General features: G+C 67.3%; 16 protein-coding genes. 10 read left to right on the top strand and 6 right to left on the bottom strand.

Annotated features, from left to right (window positions below):
* Window positions 1-14: 14 nt before the first annotated feature.
* Entirely contained in the window at window positions 15-1202 is a 1188-nt protein-coding gene (locus LGY53_RS27085; protein ID WP_225729533.1) for a beta-ketoacyl synthase N-terminal-like domain-containing protein, read from the bottom strand.
* Between the two features lie 218 nt (window positions 1203-1420).
* Here LGY53_RS27085 and LGY53_RS27080 point away from each other — a divergent pair, with 218 nt between their 5' ends.
* The 3 genes from LGY53_RS27080 (at window position 1421) to LGY53_RS27070 (ending at window position 5512) form a co-directional block, all read left to right on the top strand.
* Window positions 1421-2770, top strand: a complete 1350-nt coding sequence (locus LGY53_RS27080; protein ID WP_225729532.1) for a diguanylate cyclase domain-containing protein — start codon at window positions 1421-1423, stop codon at window positions 2768-2770.
* Window positions 2771-2788: 18 nt separating this feature from the next.
* Window positions 2789-3136 (top strand): antibiotic biosynthesis monooxygenase, encoded by a 348-nt coding sequence (locus tag LGY53_RS27075; RefSeq protein WP_225729531.1) that lies wholly within the window; start codon window positions 2789-2791, stop codon window positions 3134-3136.
* Window positions 3137-3232: 96 nt separating this feature from the next.
* Window positions 3233-5512 (top strand): ATP-binding domain-containing protein, encoded by a 2280-nt coding sequence (locus LGY53_RS27070; RefSeq protein ID WP_225729635.1) that lies wholly within the window; start codon window positions 3233-3235, stop codon window positions 5510-5512.
* Between the two features lie 4 nt (window positions 5513-5516).
* Here LGY53_RS27070 and LGY53_RS27065 read toward each other — a convergent pair whose 3' ends face one another.
* Both LGY53_RS27065 and LGY53_RS27060 read right to left on the bottom strand, forming a co-directional pair.
* Window positions 5517-5972 (bottom strand): universal stress protein, encoded by a 456-nt coding sequence (locus tag LGY53_RS27065; RefSeq protein WP_167473985.1) that lies wholly within the window; start codon window positions 5970-5972, stop codon window positions 5517-5519.
* Window positions 5973-6507: 535 nt separating this feature from the next.
* Window positions 6508-7416 carry a helix-turn-helix domain-containing protein gene (locus tag LGY53_RS27060; protein WP_225729530.1) on the bottom strand — a complete coding sequence of 303 codons (909 nt, stop codon included), beginning with the start codon at window positions 7414-7416 and terminating at the stop codon, window positions 6508-6510.
* Between the two features lie 59 nt (window positions 7417-7475).
* Between LGY53_RS27060 and LGY53_RS27055 the strand changes: the two genes are divergently transcribed.
* A complete protein-coding gene (locus LGY53_RS27055) occupies window positions 7476-7946 on the top strand; it encodes a VOC family protein (protein WP_225729529.1) in 471 nt (156 codons plus the stop codon).
* A 77-nt stretch (window positions 7947-8023) separates the two neighbouring features.
* On the opposite strand, the gene uvrB is transcribed toward LGY53_RS27055, so the two are convergent.
* The gene (gene uvrB, locus LGY53_RS27050) at window positions 8024-10192 is read right to left on the bottom strand and encodes an excinuclease ABC subunit UvrB (RefSeq protein ID WP_225729528.1); all 2169 of its coding nucleotides are present in this window, start codon (window positions 10190-10192) and stop codon (window positions 8024-8026) included.
* A gap of 275 nt (window positions 10193-10467) precedes the next feature.
* Between uvrB and LGY53_RS27045 the strand changes: the two genes are divergently transcribed.
* The 5 genes from LGY53_RS27045 (at window position 10468) to LGY53_RS27025 (ending at window position 13023) form a co-directional block, all read left to right on the top strand.
* A complete protein-coding gene (locus LGY53_RS27045; protein ID WP_225729527.1) occupies window positions 10468-11118 on the top strand; it encodes a DUF402 domain-containing protein in 651 nt (216 codons plus the stop codon).
* A gap of 103 nt (window positions 11119-11221) precedes the next feature.
* The gene (locus LGY53_RS27040; RefSeq protein ID WP_225729526.1) at window positions 11222-11770 is read left to right on the top strand and encodes a DUF402 domain-containing protein; all 549 of its coding nucleotides are present in this window, start codon (window positions 11222-11224) and stop codon (window positions 11768-11770) included.
* Complete coding sequence (locus tag LGY53_RS27035; RefSeq protein WP_225729634.1) at window positions 11761-12081, top strand: helix-turn-helix transcriptional regulator; 321 nt, start codon at window positions 11761-11763, stop codon at window positions 12079-12081. The genes LGY53_RS27040 and LGY53_RS27035 overlap by 10 nt, the downstream gene beginning before the upstream one ends.
* A 1-nt stretch (window position 12082) precedes the next feature.
* Window positions 12083-12592: a pyridoxamine 5'-phosphate oxidase family protein gene (locus LGY53_RS27030; protein ID WP_225729525.1), complete on the top strand. Its 510-nt coding sequence runs from the start codon at window positions 12083-12085 to the stop codon at window positions 12590-12592.
* Complete coding sequence (locus LGY53_RS27025; protein WP_225729524.1) at window positions 12589-13023, top strand: SRPBCC domain-containing protein; 435 nt, start codon at window positions 12589-12591, stop codon at window positions 13021-13023. Before LGY53_RS27030 ends, LGY53_RS27025 begins: the two co-directional genes overlap by 4 nt.
* A 9-nt stretch (window positions 13024-13032) precedes the next feature.
* On the opposite strand, the gene coaE is transcribed toward LGY53_RS27025, so the two are convergent.
* Window positions 13033-14238, bottom strand: a complete 1206-nt coding sequence (coaE, locus tag LGY53_RS27020) for a dephospho-CoA kinase (RefSeq protein WP_225729523.1) — start codon at window positions 14236-14238, stop codon at window positions 13033-13035.
* A 289-nt stretch (window positions 14239-14527) separates the two neighbouring features.
* Between coaE and LGY53_RS27015 the strand changes: the two genes are divergently transcribed.
* Complete coding sequence (locus LGY53_RS27015) at window positions 14528-14743, top strand: hypothetical protein (RefSeq protein ID WP_167471232.1); 216 nt, start codon at window positions 14528-14530, stop codon at window positions 14741-14743.
* A gap of 91 nt (window positions 14744-14834) precedes the next feature.
* Here LGY53_RS27015 and LGY53_RS27010 read toward each other — a convergent pair whose 3' ends face one another.
* Window positions 14835-16379, bottom strand: coding sequence for a phospholipase C (locus tag LGY53_RS27010; RefSeq protein WP_225729522.1), 1545 nt, complete (start codon window positions 16377-16379; stop codon window positions 14835-14837).
* Window positions 16380-16387 lie beyond the last annotated feature (8 nt).

Genomic DNA, 16387 nt, shown 5'->3' with positions numbered 1-16387 from the left:
CCATGGAAGGTGCGCTAAACCGGTCCCAGCACGACCATCGAATTATTGCCGCCCATCCCCAGCGACAGCTTGGCCGTGATCCCGCCCTCGAACGGGGAGGGGCCGTCGAGCAGCCGCGGATGCGCGGGCGCGACGATCGGCGCGGCGGGCACGGTGCCGCGGTCGTAGCCGAGCGCGGCGGCGGCGACCTCCACTCCGGCGGCCGCGCCCTGGCAGTGTCCCGCAAGGGGTTTCAGCGCGTACACGTGCGGGCTCTCATGGAAGAAATTCGCCATCAGGTCGCGTTCGGCGAGATCGCACTGCCGGGTTCCGGTACCGTGCGCGTTGAAGTAGCGCACATCCTCGACGTCGACCCGCGCGTCGGCCAGCGCCCGGCTCGCGCATTCGAAGATCTGGGTGTGCGCCGGATCGACCGAAACCACGTGATAGGCATCGTTGGTCATGGCTCCCCCGAGCACCCGCACATACGGCTGCGCGGTATCGCGGCTCAGCACGAACGCCACCGACGCCTCCCCCATACCGAATCCGCGGCTCCCCAATTGGAAGGGGCGGCACCCGTCCAGCGGTTCGACATCGGCCACCGACGCGCCGAGCCGGACGAAATGCTCCACCATGTCCGGCGTCGCCGACATATCGGTGGCCAGGCACACCACATCATCGGCGATACCCGCGTCCAGCCACATCTTCGCGGTGATCAGCGCGACGTTGCCGGAGCTGCACGCGGCCGAGATATTGATCGCCGGGCCGTGAAAACCGTACTCCTGCAACAACACCGAGATCGGCGTGGACGGCAGCAGCCGCAAATAGTCGCGGGAGCGGCGGTGGCCGTGGTCGACGAGGTAGAAGTCGCGCCAATTCACCACGTCACCGAGCACGATCGCGTGCACCAGTCCCACGGTGCGCCCGGGCCGCCAGCCGCGCTCCAGCGCGTCATCGATCGCCTCGCGCGCCGATTCGTGCATTGCCCGCCCGTAGCGGCTGGGGCTCACCGCCGGGTCGCCACCGTCCGGAACCAACGCCACCCAGGCGTTCTCGTCGCGCCGCGGACCGTAGCCCGGTTGCACTACCGCCGCCGACTTACCGCTCAGCAAACCCTGCCACAGCGCGTCCCGTCCCCAGCCGTAACCGCTGACGACACCGATGCCGGTAATCGTCATATGATCTTGATGTTTCAGTTCGGTTTTCGGGATGGCGCCCGGCATGGCCTCGCTCCTTCGCCGGCTCCAATGGACCGATCATGGACCGATCCGACATCATCTACTAGAGATCCGGGTCCTTGTAATGATCACCGGACGGAGCCCGATGAAGTGCCCGGAGTGTGATCGAGGCGATAACGTCGACGGCGTGATCTTGTACACGTCGATACAAGAATAATCCCGTGTTCCAATGGCCATGAACGGGTCGACGATCGGGGGTTGAAGTGGGAGAGGACAATGCGGCGGCCACCGTCGGCGCCGCGGAACAGCTGGCCGAACGCTACCGATCCCTGGTCGAGCACACCCCGGACGGCATCTGCGTCCACGAGCGCGGCATCGTCGTCTACGTCAACCCCGCTACCGTCCGCATGTTCCGCGCCTCCTCCGCCGACGAGCTCGTCGGGCAGCCGCTGACCAAATTCGTCGACTCCGCGTCCATCCCCGGCATGTTGGACCGGATCAGCAGGCTGACCACCAAGGGCGCCGCCTCCGATCCCACCGAAATGACGCTGCTGCGGCTGGACGGGGTGAAGATCCAGGTGGAGACGGTGTCGGTGCTCACGGCATGGCACGACCACCTCGCCTACCAGGTGGTCATCCACGACCTGACGGCGCAGCGGTTGGCCGAGGCCGCGCAGCGGCGCGCCGAACAGCACTTCACCACCGTGGTGTCGCAGCTGGAGGAGGGTGTGGTGGTGGTCGACACCGAGGGCAGGATCGAATCGATCAACCCGGCCGCCAAACGCATCTTCGGCACCGAGGACATCGATGACGCCGATCTGATCGGCCGGGCCATCCAGACGCTGCCGCTGACCCTGCTCGACGCCAACGCTCAGCCGCTGCCGCCCTCCCGGCATCCGATGGCGCGCACCCTGGCCACCGGCGAGACCGTCACCGGATATGTCTTCGGCGTCGACCGGGCCGACGGCCAGCGCCGGTGGCTGTCGGGCAGCAGCAGGCTGCTAAACCCGGACGACCCGGACTCCTCGGCGGTGTCGTCGTTCGCCGACATCACCGAATTCCGGGCCAGCCGTAGACAATTGGAGTACCAGGCGACCCACGATTCGCTCACCGGGCTGGCCAACCGCTCGCTCATCCTTTCCCAGCTGGCCGCCGCGCTGGCCAGCAGCGCCGACCTACCCGTTTCCACCGTGCTGTTCATCGACCTGGACGGTTTCAAGGCGATCAACGACACCCTCGGCCACGCCATCGGCGATACGGTGCTACAGATCGTGGCCCAACGCCTACAACGCGCCCTCCGCGCCGACGATCTGGTCGGGCGGCTGGGCGGCGACGAATTCCTGGTGCTGCTGTCCGGCCGGTCCCGGCTCGTCGATATCGACGCGCTGGTGCACCGGCTGCGTTCGACCATGGCCGACCCGATCATCGCGCGGGGGCACCGCATCGAGGTGAACGCGTCGATCGGGGTCACCGCGCTCACCCCGGGCGATCAGCGCACCCCGGAGGCCGTGCTGCACGACGCCGATCTGGCCATGTACCGCGCCAAGCCGTCCGGTCACCGGGACGGCACCGTCGGCGGCGGGCGCAGGCCGAACAGCACCCACGCCTCCTGATCCTGCGAAGATCGTCCGGTGATCATCGAACACGCTTTACTCCCGGTCCGCCCCGACGCGACGGCCGACTTCGAGGCCGCGTTCGCCGAAGCGCGGCATATCATTTCGGCGATGCCCGGCTTCCGCGGGCTGTCACTTTCGCACTGTGTCGAGCGCCCCGGCACGTATCTGCTGCTGGTGGAATGGGATCGGTTGAGCGATCACACGGAGGGCTTCCGCGGATCGCCGGAATATCTGCGCTGGAAAGAACTGCTGCATCACTTCTACGATCCGTTCCCGGAGGTCTGGCATTTCGACCCGGTGTCATCGGTGCCGGATCCGACGGCCCGACCTGGCGTTACGGCGAGCACGGCGCAGCGGCAGTAAACTCGACAACTCTGTTCACGAGCGCGCGCCCGCGCCCGGCTCATTCGCGGTGACAAGGAGATCAGTTTGCCCGACCTCAGTCAGGACCGTGCCGCGGTGGATCCCGCCGAGCGGCCCGGCACCGGGAGCGAGCTGGACCAGGAGCAGGCCTACCTATCGGTCTTGTACGACCGGCTCGACGCCATGCGCGACTACGCCAGGAACCGGCTGCGCACCGTGCTGTTGGAGACCGGCGGCACCCCGCAGGCGCGCAGCGAGCGCGAATCGTTCACCCAGCTCTACAGCGAGGATCTGGCCAAATACGATGCGGCCGAACACGGTCTGTGCTTCGGCCGCATCGATCTCGAGGCGGAGCAGGACGGCGAGGGCCCACGCTATATCGGCAGGCTCGGCATCCTCGACGAGGCGAACGATTACGCCACCCTGCTGCTCGACTGGCGGGCGCCGCTGGCCCGGCCGTTCTACCTGGCGACCACCGCGGCGCCCGACGGCGTGACGCGGCGCAGGCATATCCGCTCGCGCAATCGCCGTGTCACCGCCGTCAACGACGAATACCTGGATCTGGCGGCCGCCGACGCGGCCGGAGTCAGCGGGGGCGACGGCGGCGTCGGCAGCGAGAGCGCGCTGCTCGCCGCGCTCAACGCGGCCCGCACCGGCCACATGAACGACATCGTGGAGACCATCCAGAGCGAGCAGGACGCGATCATCCGCTCCGAGCACAAGAGCGTGCTGGTGGTGCAGGGCGGCCCGGGTACCGGCAAGACCGCGGTGGCCCTGCACCGCGCCGCCTACCTGCTCTACACCTACCGCCAGCAGCTGGCCAAGGCCGGTGTGCTGATCATCGGGCCGAATGCCACCTTCCTCGACTACATCGGCCAGGTGCTGCCCTCACTCGGCGAGACCGGTGTGCTGCTGTCCACCATCGGCGATCTGTACCCGGGTGTGAAGGCCACCCGCGAGGATTCGCTGCGGGCCGGCGAGATCAAGGGTTCACTGGCCATCCTCGAGGTGCTCAAGCAGGCGGTGCGCGACCGGCAGGAGGTGCCCGCCGAGCCGATCCGGCTGCGTTTCGACGGCTACGAGGTCGTCATGGACCGCAAGATCGTCACCAAGGCCCGCGGCCGGGCCCGCTCCTCGCGCAGGCCGCACAATCTGGCCCGCCCGATCTTCGCCGCCTCGGTGATCGACGCGCTCACCGATCAGCTGGCCCAGACCATGGGCGCCGATTTGTCCGGCGGCCAATCCCTGCTCAGCTCGGCCGATCTCACCGAGATCCGGGACGAGATGCGCGCCGATCCCGAGGTGCAGGCGGCCATCGGCAAGCTGTGGCCCATCCTCTCCCCGCAGGAGGTGCTCGCCGATCTGCTCGCCGACCCCAAGCGCCTGGACCGCGCGGCGAGCGGTATGTCCGCGGCCGATCGCGCCGAGCTGGTGCGCCCCGACAACGGCGAATTCGCCGCCGCCGACGCACCCCTGCTGGATGAGCTCGCGGAACTGCTCGGCGTCGACGACACCGAGGAGCGGGAGCGGGCACGCCGCCGCTGGCGGGCTCAGCTGGCCGAGGCGCAGGACGCGCTCGACATCCTGACCGGTTCGGCCCCACAGGATCTGGAGGACGAACTGGATCCGGAAATCCTGATGGCCTACGACCTGATCGACGCCAGTCAGCTCGCCGAACGCCAGGACGTGCGCACCCGCCAGACCACCGCCGAACGCGCAGCGGGCGACCGCACCTGGACCTACGGACACGTCATCGTCGACGAGGCACAGGAACTTTCGGAGATGGCCTGGCGAATGGTCATGCGCCGCATCCCGAATCGCTGGATCACCGTGGTGGGCGATGTGGCGCAGACCGGCGACCCGGCGGGTGCCTCGTCATGGCGGCGGATGCTGGAACCCTATGTGGCGCAACGCTGGAAGCTCACCGAGCTGACGGTGAACTACCGTACACCCGCGGAGATCATGGCGGTCGCCGCCGATGTGCTCGCCGCCATCGACCCGGCGGCCGAAGCGCCGCGCTCGGTGCGCGAATCCGGCAATCCGCCGCGGGCACACCGCGTCGCGCCGGACGAATTGCTCGGTGCGGTAAAGGAATTGGTCGGCGCCGAGGATGGGCCGGGCACCACGGCGGTGATCACGCCGCATGCCCTGATCGGTGAATTCGCCCCGCTGGCCGCCGAATCGGTGCGGGTGCTCACCGTGCACGATGTGAAGGGGCTGGAGTTCGACGCGGTGTATCTCGTTGAGCCGCAGGGGATTCTAGACGAATCGCCGCGCGGGTTGAACGACCTCTATGTGGCGCTCACCCGCGCGACGCAGCGGTTGGCGGTGGTGCACACCGGCGAATTGCCAGCGGTGCTGGGCACTTTGAGCTGACCGGCTACTTGCGAACGGTGTGCACGATCAGCACGTCCGAATGCGATTTGCGCGCGACATCGGACGGCACCGAACCGAGCAGGCGGCCGGTGATGGTGTTGAGGCCGCGGTTACCGACCACCAGCAGATCGGCCTCCACCTCCTTGACCAGCGTCAGCAGCGATTCGACCGGCTCGCCGACCACGGCCTTCTCCACCACATCGGTCGCGCCGGCGGCGACGGCCTTGTCCCGGGCGGTGCGCAGGATGTCGTTGGTCGGCGCGGACCCGCGGACCTGGTAGGCCTCCTCCTTGAGCACATCGGCCGCGGCGGCGACATCGCGATCGTCGGTCGGGTAGTACGCACAGGCGACAACGAGGGTCGCGCCCGAATCCGCCGCCAGCGCCGCGGCCTTCTCGACGGCGACATACGACGAGTCCGAGCCATCGGTACCGACGACAATGGTCCGGTAGGCGGTCATGTGTCCTCCAACTATGCGTGGGTCGGGTGCCGCGCCCGGCGCATCTGGCGGTGTACGGGTGTACCGGCGTGGCGACTGGGACCGACCATAGCGGCAAACGGTGCGGAAACAACAGAAATCGCGCCACATCACATCGGGATGGTCCAGGCTTTTTACACCACATCCTGATGGCTGCCGACCGAGGGGCCCAAGCCACCTGCGGCGACCCTACGACCGGCTCGACTCGCTGTGATTCCGCACAAATCCGGCGAACACGATTGCGGTGGTGGGATATTCGTCACAGCGAAAAGGTATCGGCCCGGACCCGGCGCACGAGTTCGGCGGCGAGGGCGGGCCGATCCGGCTTTACCAGGGTGTCGGATCGTAGCCCGCGAAGAACAGGCCCATGATCGCCGCCCAGATGTTGTCCATACCTACCCTTTCCGCACTGGAATGACGGGCCATATTAACGCGTCATCGGCCGCAACCAGGCCGAAAAGCGGTGCGGTGACAGCTGATCCGGGGTCACGAGTGGGCAGGGCACAGGCACTCGCAACTATCTCGCTTCCGTTATCACCTTGGACGTAACCTCATTCCGAGACCGTAGCGAATTTTTGGCGTACTCGAGTGGGGCCATTCCGACCTCCGCCGCGAACTCCCGCGAGAAGTGCGCCTGATCGAAGTAGCCCAATTCGGTAGCCAGCGCGGCCAGATCCTCTGTTCGTCCGCGGGCGAGCAGATCGGCGCCGTCCTGCAACCGGTAGCGCCGTAGTACCCATTTGGGGCTCGCGCCGACGTAGCGCCGGAACAGCCGCTGCAGCGTGCGCACCGGGACGCCGAACCGATCGGTCACCTGATCGACCCTGGTCAGCTCCTGTTCGGCGGCCATCGCCGCGACGATGCGCAGCACCAGCTCGTAGTTGGGATCGTCGGCGACGAGGCGGCTCGCCAGGAAGTCCTCGACGACGGCCCGCCTGCCGGTGTCGGCCGGTTCGGCGAGGACGCGCTCGGTCAGCCCGTCCGTCCCGGACAGCACCTCGTCGAGCGGCACCGCCCGGTCCCGCAGGGCGCCGACATCGAGTCCGGTGAAGGCCCCGAAACCGCCGGCCCGGAACCGCACCCCGAAGGTTTCCCCGGCCCCGCTGAGCTCGCGCACATATTTCGTCGTGCACACACCGTTGACGAAACCGCCACTGCGCGTTGTGCTTCGCTCGAACGACAGGTTCACGCTCGGGTACGGCAGCACCTCGGCGTGATACGGCGGCCTGCCGCCGAGATCCCAGCGCACCGACCAATACCACTCGACGAACCGGCCCACCTCCGGCCCGGGTGGCAGCCGGTGCAGCGTGCGGAACTTGGCCTGCTCGTCGGGATGCAGAATGCCCTTCATATCCTGCGGCGCAACGGGATTGCGCGGCGGTTGCGCCATGGGTTGCCGGGTGTTGTCCAAATCGCCGAACCTCATACCGCTCGGTGTCGCGTTCTTACAAGACCCGCGGGCCGCCCGCGACGAGAGTGGACATCATGACGAACACCGTGAACCCCATCGCCGACGGCTACCACTCGATCACCTGCTTCCTCGCCGTCGCCGACGGCAACAAGGCCATCGACTTCTACTCCGCGGTCTTCGGGGCCGAGGTGATCAGCCGCAACGATCTGCCCGACGGGCAACCCGCGCACGCCGAGCTGAAGTTCGGCGATTCCACCCTGCAACTCGGCATGCCCATCCCGGACAACGGCGTGCTCGCCCCGAACGGGGAATGGGTGCACACCTCGATCGTGCACTACTGTCCCGACGTCGACGGCGTCATCGCCCGCGCCGCCGAACACGGCGCGCGCAAGGTCGAGGAGCCGCAGACCTTCGTCACGGGCGACCGCTTCGGCGTGGTGATCGATCCGTTCGGGCACCGCTGGGCGGTGCTGACCAAGGTCGAGGACGTGCCGAGGGAGGAGGCCGAGCGCCGGGTGAACGAGTGGTTGGCCTCCCAGGCCTGACCGGATCCGACAAGTATCCGCCACGGGAAACGAATCCCGTTGGCGGATACCACCTTTCAACCAGTGGCCGGTAGCGCTCACTTCAGCCCAGCGGCGTCCATGCCGCGCAGTTCCTTCTTCAGATCCGCGATCTCGTCGCGCAACCGGCCGGCCAGCTCGAATTGCAGCTCGCGGGCCGCGTTCATCATCTGGTCGGTGAGTTCCTTGACCAGGTCGGCCAGTTCGGCCCGCGGCATCGACTTGATATCGCGACCCTCGAACACACCCGCGCTCACCGCGCGCCCCGGCTCGCCCTGTGCCCGGCGGCCGCGGCTGGCATTGCGGCCCGAACCGCCGATCTCCACCTCGTCGTCCGCCTCCCGGTACACCTGGTCCAGGATGTCGGCGATCTTCTTGCGCAACGGTTTCGGGTCGATGCCCATCTGCTCGTTGTACGCGATCTGCTTCGCGCGGCGGCGATCGGTCTCCTCGATGGCGTGCCGCATCGAATCGGTGACCGAGTCGGCGTACATGTGCACCTCGCCGGAGACATTGCGGGCGGCCCGGCCGATGGTCTGGATGAGGCTGGTCGCGCTGCGCAGGAAGCCCTCCTTGTCGGCGTCCAGGATGGCGACCAACGAAACCTCCGGCAGGTCGAGGCCCTCGCGCAGCAGGTTGATGCCGACGAGCACGTCGTATTCGCCGAGCCGCAGCTGGCGCAGCAGTTCGACGCGACGCAGGGTGTCGATCTCGGAGTGCAGGTAGCGCACCCGGATGCCGAGCCCGAGCAGATAATCGGTGAGATCCTCGGCCATCTTCTTGGTCAGCGTGGTGACCAGCACCCGCTCGTCGCGCTCGGCGCGCACCCGGATCTCGTGCACCAGGTCGTCGATCTGGCCCTTGGTCGGCTTCACCACCACCTGCGGGTCGACCAGGCCGGTCGGGCGGATGACCTGCTCGACCACCTCACCGCCGGTCTGCCCCAGCTCGTACGGGCCCGGCGTGGCCGACAGGTACACCGCCTGGCCGATCCGGTCCGCGAACTCCTCCCAGGTGAGCGGCCGGTTGTCCACCGCCGAAGGCAGCCGGAAACCGTATTCGACCAGGTTGCGCTTGCGCGACATATCGCCCTCGTACATGCCGCCGATCTGCGGGACGGTCACATGCGACTCGTCGATGACGAGCAGGAAATCCTCCGGGAAGTAGTCGAGCAGCGTGGCGGGCGCGGAGCCGGCGGGCCGCCCGTCGATGTGGCGCGAATAGTTCTCGATGCCGGAGCAGAATCCGACCTGGCGGATCATCTCCAGGTCGTACTGGGTGCGCATGCGCAGCCGCTGCGCCTCCAGCAGTTTGCCCTGGCGCTCCAGCTCGGCGAGCCGCTCGGCCAGCTCCTCCTCGATATCGCGAACCGCGCGCTCCATCCGGTCCGGACCGGCGACGTAGTGGGTGGCCGGGAAGATGCGCAGCATATCCACCTGCCGCACCACATCGCCGGTGAGCGGGTGCAGGTAATACAGCGCCTCGATCTCGTCGCCGAAGAATTCGATGCGGATCGCGAGTTCCTCGTAGGACGGGATGATTTCGACGGTGTCGCCGCGCACCCGGAACGACCCGCGCACGAAGGACATGTCGTTGCGGGTGTACTGCACATCGACCAGCAGGCGCAGCAGCGCGTCGCGGTCGATCTCGCCGCCGACCTCGAGCTGCACCGACCGATCCAGGTAGGACTGCGGTGTGCCGAGGCCGTAGATGCACGACACCGAGGCGACCACCACGACATCGCGCCGAGACAGCAGACTGGAGGTCGCCGAATGGCGCAGCCGCTCGACATCGTCGTTGATCGAGCTGTCCTTCTCGATATAGGTGTCGGTCTGCGCGATATACGCCTCGGGCTGGTAGTAGTCGTAGTACGAGACGAAATATTCAACCGCGTTGTTGGGCAACATCTCCCGCAACTCGTTGGCCAGCTGCGCGGCGAGCGTCTTGTTCGGCGCCATCACCAGCGTCGGCCGCTGCAGCCGCTCGATGAGCCAGGCCGTGGTGGCCGATTTGCCGGTGCCGGTGGCGCCGAGCAGCACGACATCGCGCTCCCCCGCCCGGATCCGGCGTTCCAGCTCGGCGATCGCCGCGGGCTGATCGCCCGCGGGCTTGTGCTCGCTGACCACCTCGAACCGGCCGTCGGTGCGCTCGATCTCGCCGACGGGCCGGAATTCCGAATGGGCGAGCGGCGGCTCGTTGCCGGCGGGGATCTCGGTTGCGAAAGCCATGCTCCCAGCCTAGAACCAGGCACCGACAAGAACAGCCCGCCTTCGCGCCGGGCGGAATCCACCACTATGAAGACTGGACAGTCTAGTTGCCAGGCGTGTGCACAATGGTTCACCCAACCCTTGTTCAAGCCTTGCTCAAATAACCGTAATGGTCTCGAAAGGTCTGTTCTCACAACAGTATTCAGGTCCGGGTCGGCTTTGTCACACCGGGTGAGGAAGGGGTTGCCCAGGTGTACTCTGAGCTGGTTGTCCAGACTTGGTGAAGGGACGAGGCTATGAGCGCACTGCTGCCATTGCTCGTCGCCGCACCGGCGGTCACCGGGATCGCCGGATTTGTGGCCCGGGATATCCGTGGATTTGCATTCGCACACGGAACCATCGCGACCAACGGCAGCAACGGGGCCGCCGCGCCGCCGGGGCGAACGCCCACCAGACCAAGAGTCGAGTACTTCAACGTCGCCGAGTTCACCAATACCGATGCCAAGGGTTTCGTCCGGCCGGTCGAACGCTTCCACGTCGAACCGTGGGGCCTCTATATGGCGCGCTGCGTCGACGGGCCGCAGTTCCACTACCTGGAATCCTGGCTGCTGCCGGATCTTTCGATCCGCGCGACCATCGCGCACCGGCACGCCGGCGACCATCACGGCCGGGATTACTGCCTGGATATCGGCGAATACACCCGCATCGAGCCGAAGCGCTGGAAGGCGGTGGACCACTACCTCGATATCGAGGTGCAGGGTGGCCGCCGGGCCGATCTGCGCGGCGTCGACGAATTGCTGGCCGCGCACGCGGCCGGGGTGGTCGACACCGCACAGGCGCACCGAGCCTTCGAGCGCGCCACCGCCGCCATGGACGGGCTCGCCGCGCACGACCACGACGTCGACCGCTGGCTCGCCGCCCAGGGCATCGGCCTGACCTGGATGTAATCCGGCGCTCCGCCGGCCGCGCGACGCCGCGACCAAGCGCTCGAGTGGCGGTAGATTTTCTGCATGACACCCGGCGGGAAGGTCCGGCCGAAGAGGAGGCGGCGTGCGTAATCACGGAGGACTGGTCAACGCCGACCCGGCGCCGGTGCACGTGCACCGGCCGAAGGTCGAATATTTCGACATCGCCGGGCTGACCAACACCGATCCGAAGGGTTTCGTGCGGCCGGTGGAGACGTATCGGGTCGAGTCGTGGGGCCTGTACATGGCGCGCACCTCGGACCATCCGCAGTTCCACTACATCGAGTCGTGGCTACTACCCGAGCTGTCCCTGCGCGCGACCGTATTCCACTATCACCCGGCGCATCAGCGCGATCAGGACTACTACCTGGATCTCGGTGAGTACACCCGGCTCGGCCCGAAACAGTGGAAGTCGGTGGACCACTACCTCGACATCGTGGTCCGCTCGGGCCGCGAGACCGAACTGCTCGATGTCGACGAGCTGCTCGCCGCCCATGCCGCGGGTTTGATCGGCGCGGCCGAGGCCGAGGCGGCGGTGGCCAACGCGGCCACCGCCATCGACGGCATCGCCGCGAACGGCCATTCCCTGGAATCCTGGATGGAATCCATGGGCATCACCCTCACCTGGATGTAAGCAGAACCTTCGCGGCCCTCGCCGATCCGACCCGGCGCGCCATCCTGGCGCGGCTGGCCGACGGCGAGGCCACCGTCACCGAACTCGCCGAGCCGTTCGCGATGAGCCTGCCCGCCATCTCCAAACACCTGAAGGTCCTGGAGCGCGCCGGGCTCATCACCCGCGGTCAACACGCGCAATGGCGCCCGTGTCGCCTGGACGCGGCCCCGCTGGCCGAGGCCACCAACTGGCTCGGCCGCTACCGCCGGTTCTGGGACCAGCGCTTCGACCGGCTCGACGAACATCTGCGCAACATCCAGCACAAGGACTGAAATGACCGACTTGATGACGCTGCCGCAGGGCGATGTACGCCTGCTCCGAACCGAACTGGCCCAGGACCTGCTCGCGACGAATATTCCCGCGCGCCTTGCCTATACCGCCGCCGACGGCACACCGCGGGTACTGCCGATGAATTTCGTGTGGAACGGCGCCGAGGTGGTGATGTCCGGATTCGCCCCGTCACACAAGACACGCGCCCTGCGCGCCCGCCCCGATGTCGCGATCACCATCGATACCACCGACGCGCCGCCGCGGGTACTGCTGTTGCGTGGCCGCGCCGAGATCACCGAAATCGACGGCCTGGCACCGGATTACGTCGCGGCGATGCGCAAGGGCGGCGACCCGGCGGTCGAGGGTTATCTCGACATGCTCCGCGCCATGGCGCCGAAGATGGAGCGAATCGCGGTGCGCCCCACCTGGGTTGCGCTGATGGATTTCCAAACCCGTTATCCCTCCGGCGCACCCGACTGGATGACCGGCGGAGCCGAGGAGACACCGCGATGAGCGACCGCGAATTCACCATCGTCCGAGTCTTCGACGCACCGCGCGAACTGGTCTACCGCGCCTGGCTCGATCCCGACCAGCTCACGCAATGGGCCGGGCCGCACGGCTTCTCGACACCGCGCGACAGCATCGTGGTGGAACCGCGAGTGGGCGGACGGTATGCGTCGGTCATGGTGTCCGACACCGATGGCAGTCGATATCCGAGCGTCGGCGTCTTCCGCGAGCTGGTCGAGCCCGAGCGCCTGATATTCGCCTGGGGCGATCCGACCGGTCCGGAAGGGGAATCGATCATCACGGTGACCTTGGACGACACCGAGGACGGCAAGACCGTCATGACCTTCCATCTGCTCGCCCCCGGCCCGATCAGCCCCGAGGACGGTGCGCGCGACGGCTGGGGCCAGAGCCTCGACCGGCTGGCAAAGCTGTTCTGACGCATCGGGTTATCGCGCCGCGCGCCAAGCGCGGACGCGCTCGTACGCGGCGTCGAACCACGGTTCCTTCACGTCCAGGTAGGCCAGGGTCGCCTCGGTGCCGGTCAGCCCGGCGGCCTTGGCCTCGCCCGCGCGTTTCACCTCGAGGTATTCGGCGCGGGCCGCGGCATCGGCGCGCAACCAGTCCCGGAAGTCGAGCGCGAACCGCTGGCCGGGCGAGCCGTCGACCCTGATGTGCACGTTCGCCAGGCGGCCCGGGTCGGCATTCGCATGAATTCTCTTGGCCCACAGTGCTTTATCGATTCCGGCCGGATCCTGCGGGGTCGGTTTCGGACTATCCCCGGTGATCTCCGCGATCACCGGGAAACCCGCCGCGCCCAGCGCATCGCGCAGCCCGTCGGCCACGTCCAGATCGGCGACGGTGATCTGCAGGTCGAGCACATCCTTCGCGGGCAGGCCCGGCACGGAGGTGGATCCGATGTGATCGATCCGCGAGGCCGAGGTACCGCAGGCCACCCACAGCCGCGCGATCAGCCGCTGCGCCTGCGCGGGCCACTCCGGATTCGGCGGCGCCAGAGCGACATTCGCCCGCCGCGCCCGGGTTCCGGTGCGCAGATTGTGTTCGAACGGCACCAGCCGGTTGCGCCACAGGTCGCGCACCACCGCGTCGACCGCACCGGCCGGACCGGAATTGTCCAGTAACACATCGGCCGCCGCGCGCCGCTGCTCGTCGGTGGCCTGCGCCGAAATTCGGGCGCGCGCGTCGGATTCGGCGATACCGCGGAATTCCACCAAACGCCGAATTCGGGTTTCCTCGGGCACGTCGACGATCAGCACCAGATTCATCAACGGCGCCAATCCGTTTTCCACCAACAATGGAATGTCCTGCACCACGATCGCATCCGGCGGCGCGGCGGAAATGAGTTCCGCGGTGCGTTTACCGACCAGCGGATGGGTGATCGAATTCAGGGTCGCGCGCGCGGCGTCGGAGCCGAATGCCTTGGCGGCGAGCGCGGGCCGGTCCAGGCTGCCGTCGGCGGCGAGTATCTCCGCGCCGAAGGCCGCGACGAGTGCGGCCAGACCCTCGGTACCCGGTGCGACCACCTCTCGCGCGATGACATCGGAGTCGATGATCACCGCGCCGAGTTCGGCGAGCGTCCGCGCCACCGTCGACTTGCCCGCTCCCATGCCTCCGGTGAGGCCGATCCGCAACATTGACCAAGTCTCGCATCCCGGCGGCGTCCCGACCCGCGCGGCCCGGGGCGCGGACAAACCCTCCTAATACCCAGCCGCCCACCGCATTCCACATACCGACCGACCATTTGGCCGATCCGTGACATCGTCGAGACCGATCCGCAACAATTACCGGAGAATCCGGACCGGCGAAGATAACTTTCCGACACGCCGGGGCAATTACTTGCGCAAAATACCGTGCCCGCCAGTTTCGTTCGGCTAATCTTCGCCCTGGCGATCCAGGCCAGCACCAGCAAGCAAAGGAACACAATTGGGCACCAGACACGACCAGACGGGTCGCCACCGCCTGGGAATGGCGGGCGGAGTGCACTGCATCCACATCCCCGCCGTCGCGGCCGCGCTCGCCGAGCATCGCCGCACATGGTTCACCGCGTTGATCAGCCCGGCCCGGCACAGCTTCGCGGCCATGCGAAAACGCTCCGCAGTCGTCCCGAGTGTCCGCTGGGTGCCCGCCACCGTCGGCTGAACACACACTTGGGCAGTGGCCCAGCCCATTTCGGGGGCTGGGCCACTCGCCTGTCCCGGGCCGGGACCGAATGTTCTTACATCTGTAAGGATTACGCGCGCACGAGACCGCTCGGCTTGCGCCGGGTGCCCGGCTGCTGACGCGGCATCTCGTTCGGCGGTACCGGATACGGCACGCCCTTGGTCGCGGTGCCGAGCGCGATATTCGGGCCGCACTGGGCAACGGCCGCATCCATTTTCGGCTTCGGATCGCTCAGCACCGGCTTGGCGGCGTTCGGCGCGGAACCGAAATCGAAGGCCGAGGTCATATCGCCGGTGACGCCGCGCCGCCACTTCGTCAGATTGGGCACCTGGACCCCGAACCGGGTTTCCAGCAGCCGCAGCTGCGAGGTGTGGTCGAAGGTCTCCGAGGCCACCAGCCCACCCCGGCTGTACGGCGAAATCACCAGTCCCGGAACGCGATACCCGAGCCCGATCGGCCCGGCGATACCCTTCGCCGAGCTGACCCGGTCCAGCGGAACGGTCAGGAATTCACCCGGCGTGCCCGGCGGCGCCGTCGGCGGGGTGACGTGATCGAAGAAGCCGCCGTTCTCGTCGTAGCTGATGATCAGCGCGGTCTTCTCCCACACCTTCGGATTCGAGGTGAGGATGTCGAGCAGCTGCACGATGCCGTACGCGCCGAAAGCCGCGGGCAGCGCCGGATGTTCGCAGTTGATCAGTGCCGGGATCACCCAGGAGACCGCGGGCAGTGTGTCATTGGCGACATCGGCCTGGAAGTCGTTGGGATACACCGGCGCGATGCCGCGGCGATGCAGTTCGGAGTTCGGGTCCTGCGACTGTTTGAAACAGCCGAGCATGCCGTCCAGGATCACCGAGGACAGCGGGCCGACATCGCGGTTGTTGTATACCTTCCAGCTCACCCCGGCCTCGGACAGATTCTCCGGGAAAGTGCGCCAGCTGTAGGCGTTCTGCGGAATCAGCGTCGGCGTCTCGACCAGCGGACCGCCCGCGAGGCCGTCCGGATCGATGGTCGCGCTGATCCAGTAGAGCCGGTTGGGATCGGTCGGGCCGAGCACCGAGCAGTGGTAGTTGTCGCAGAGGGTGAACGCCTCGGCCAGCTCGTGGTGGATCGGAATATCCTCGCGCAGGTAGTAACCCATGGCGGCGGGCGCGTTGGCGGGGCCGACGCTCTCGATGGACATCGGCATCCACTGATCGTTGCGGCCGCCGTTCCACGCCCGATGCATACCGCCCCAGGTGTGGTCCGGATCGTTGATGCATTCGCCGTCGAGGGTCGCGCCGCGCGTGGTGTCCAAGCGGAACGGGTTGACATAACCGTCGGGCGACGGGCCCGCGCCGGGTGTCCACCCGTACTGACGCCACGACGCGGACGGATCGTCGAAGCCGCGGACGCCGGAGAAGGTGCCGAAGTAGTGGTCGAACGAGCGATTCTCCTGCATCAGCAGCACGAAGTGTTCGATATCGCCGAGTCCGCCCATACCCGCCGGATCGGCGGCGTACGCGCGCTCGATGATCGGGTTGGCCCAGGAGGCCAGCGCGCCGACCGCACCCGCGGCCGCCGCCTTCGCCAGGAACTGTCTACGGTTGAGGCCGCTGAACGGGCTCGCTGCGCACATCTTGCGGT

The sequence above is a fragment of the Nocardia sp. JCM 34519.1 genome (genome assembly GCF_020361265.1).
In the GTDB taxonomy this organism is placed as follows: Bacteria; Actinomycetota; Actinomycetes; order Mycobacteriales; family Mycobacteriaceae; genus Nocardia; species Nocardia arthritidis_A.
The sequence above is the reverse complement of the archived record's forward strand: the minus strand, read 5'-3'. Positions and strand labels throughout refer to the sequence as shown.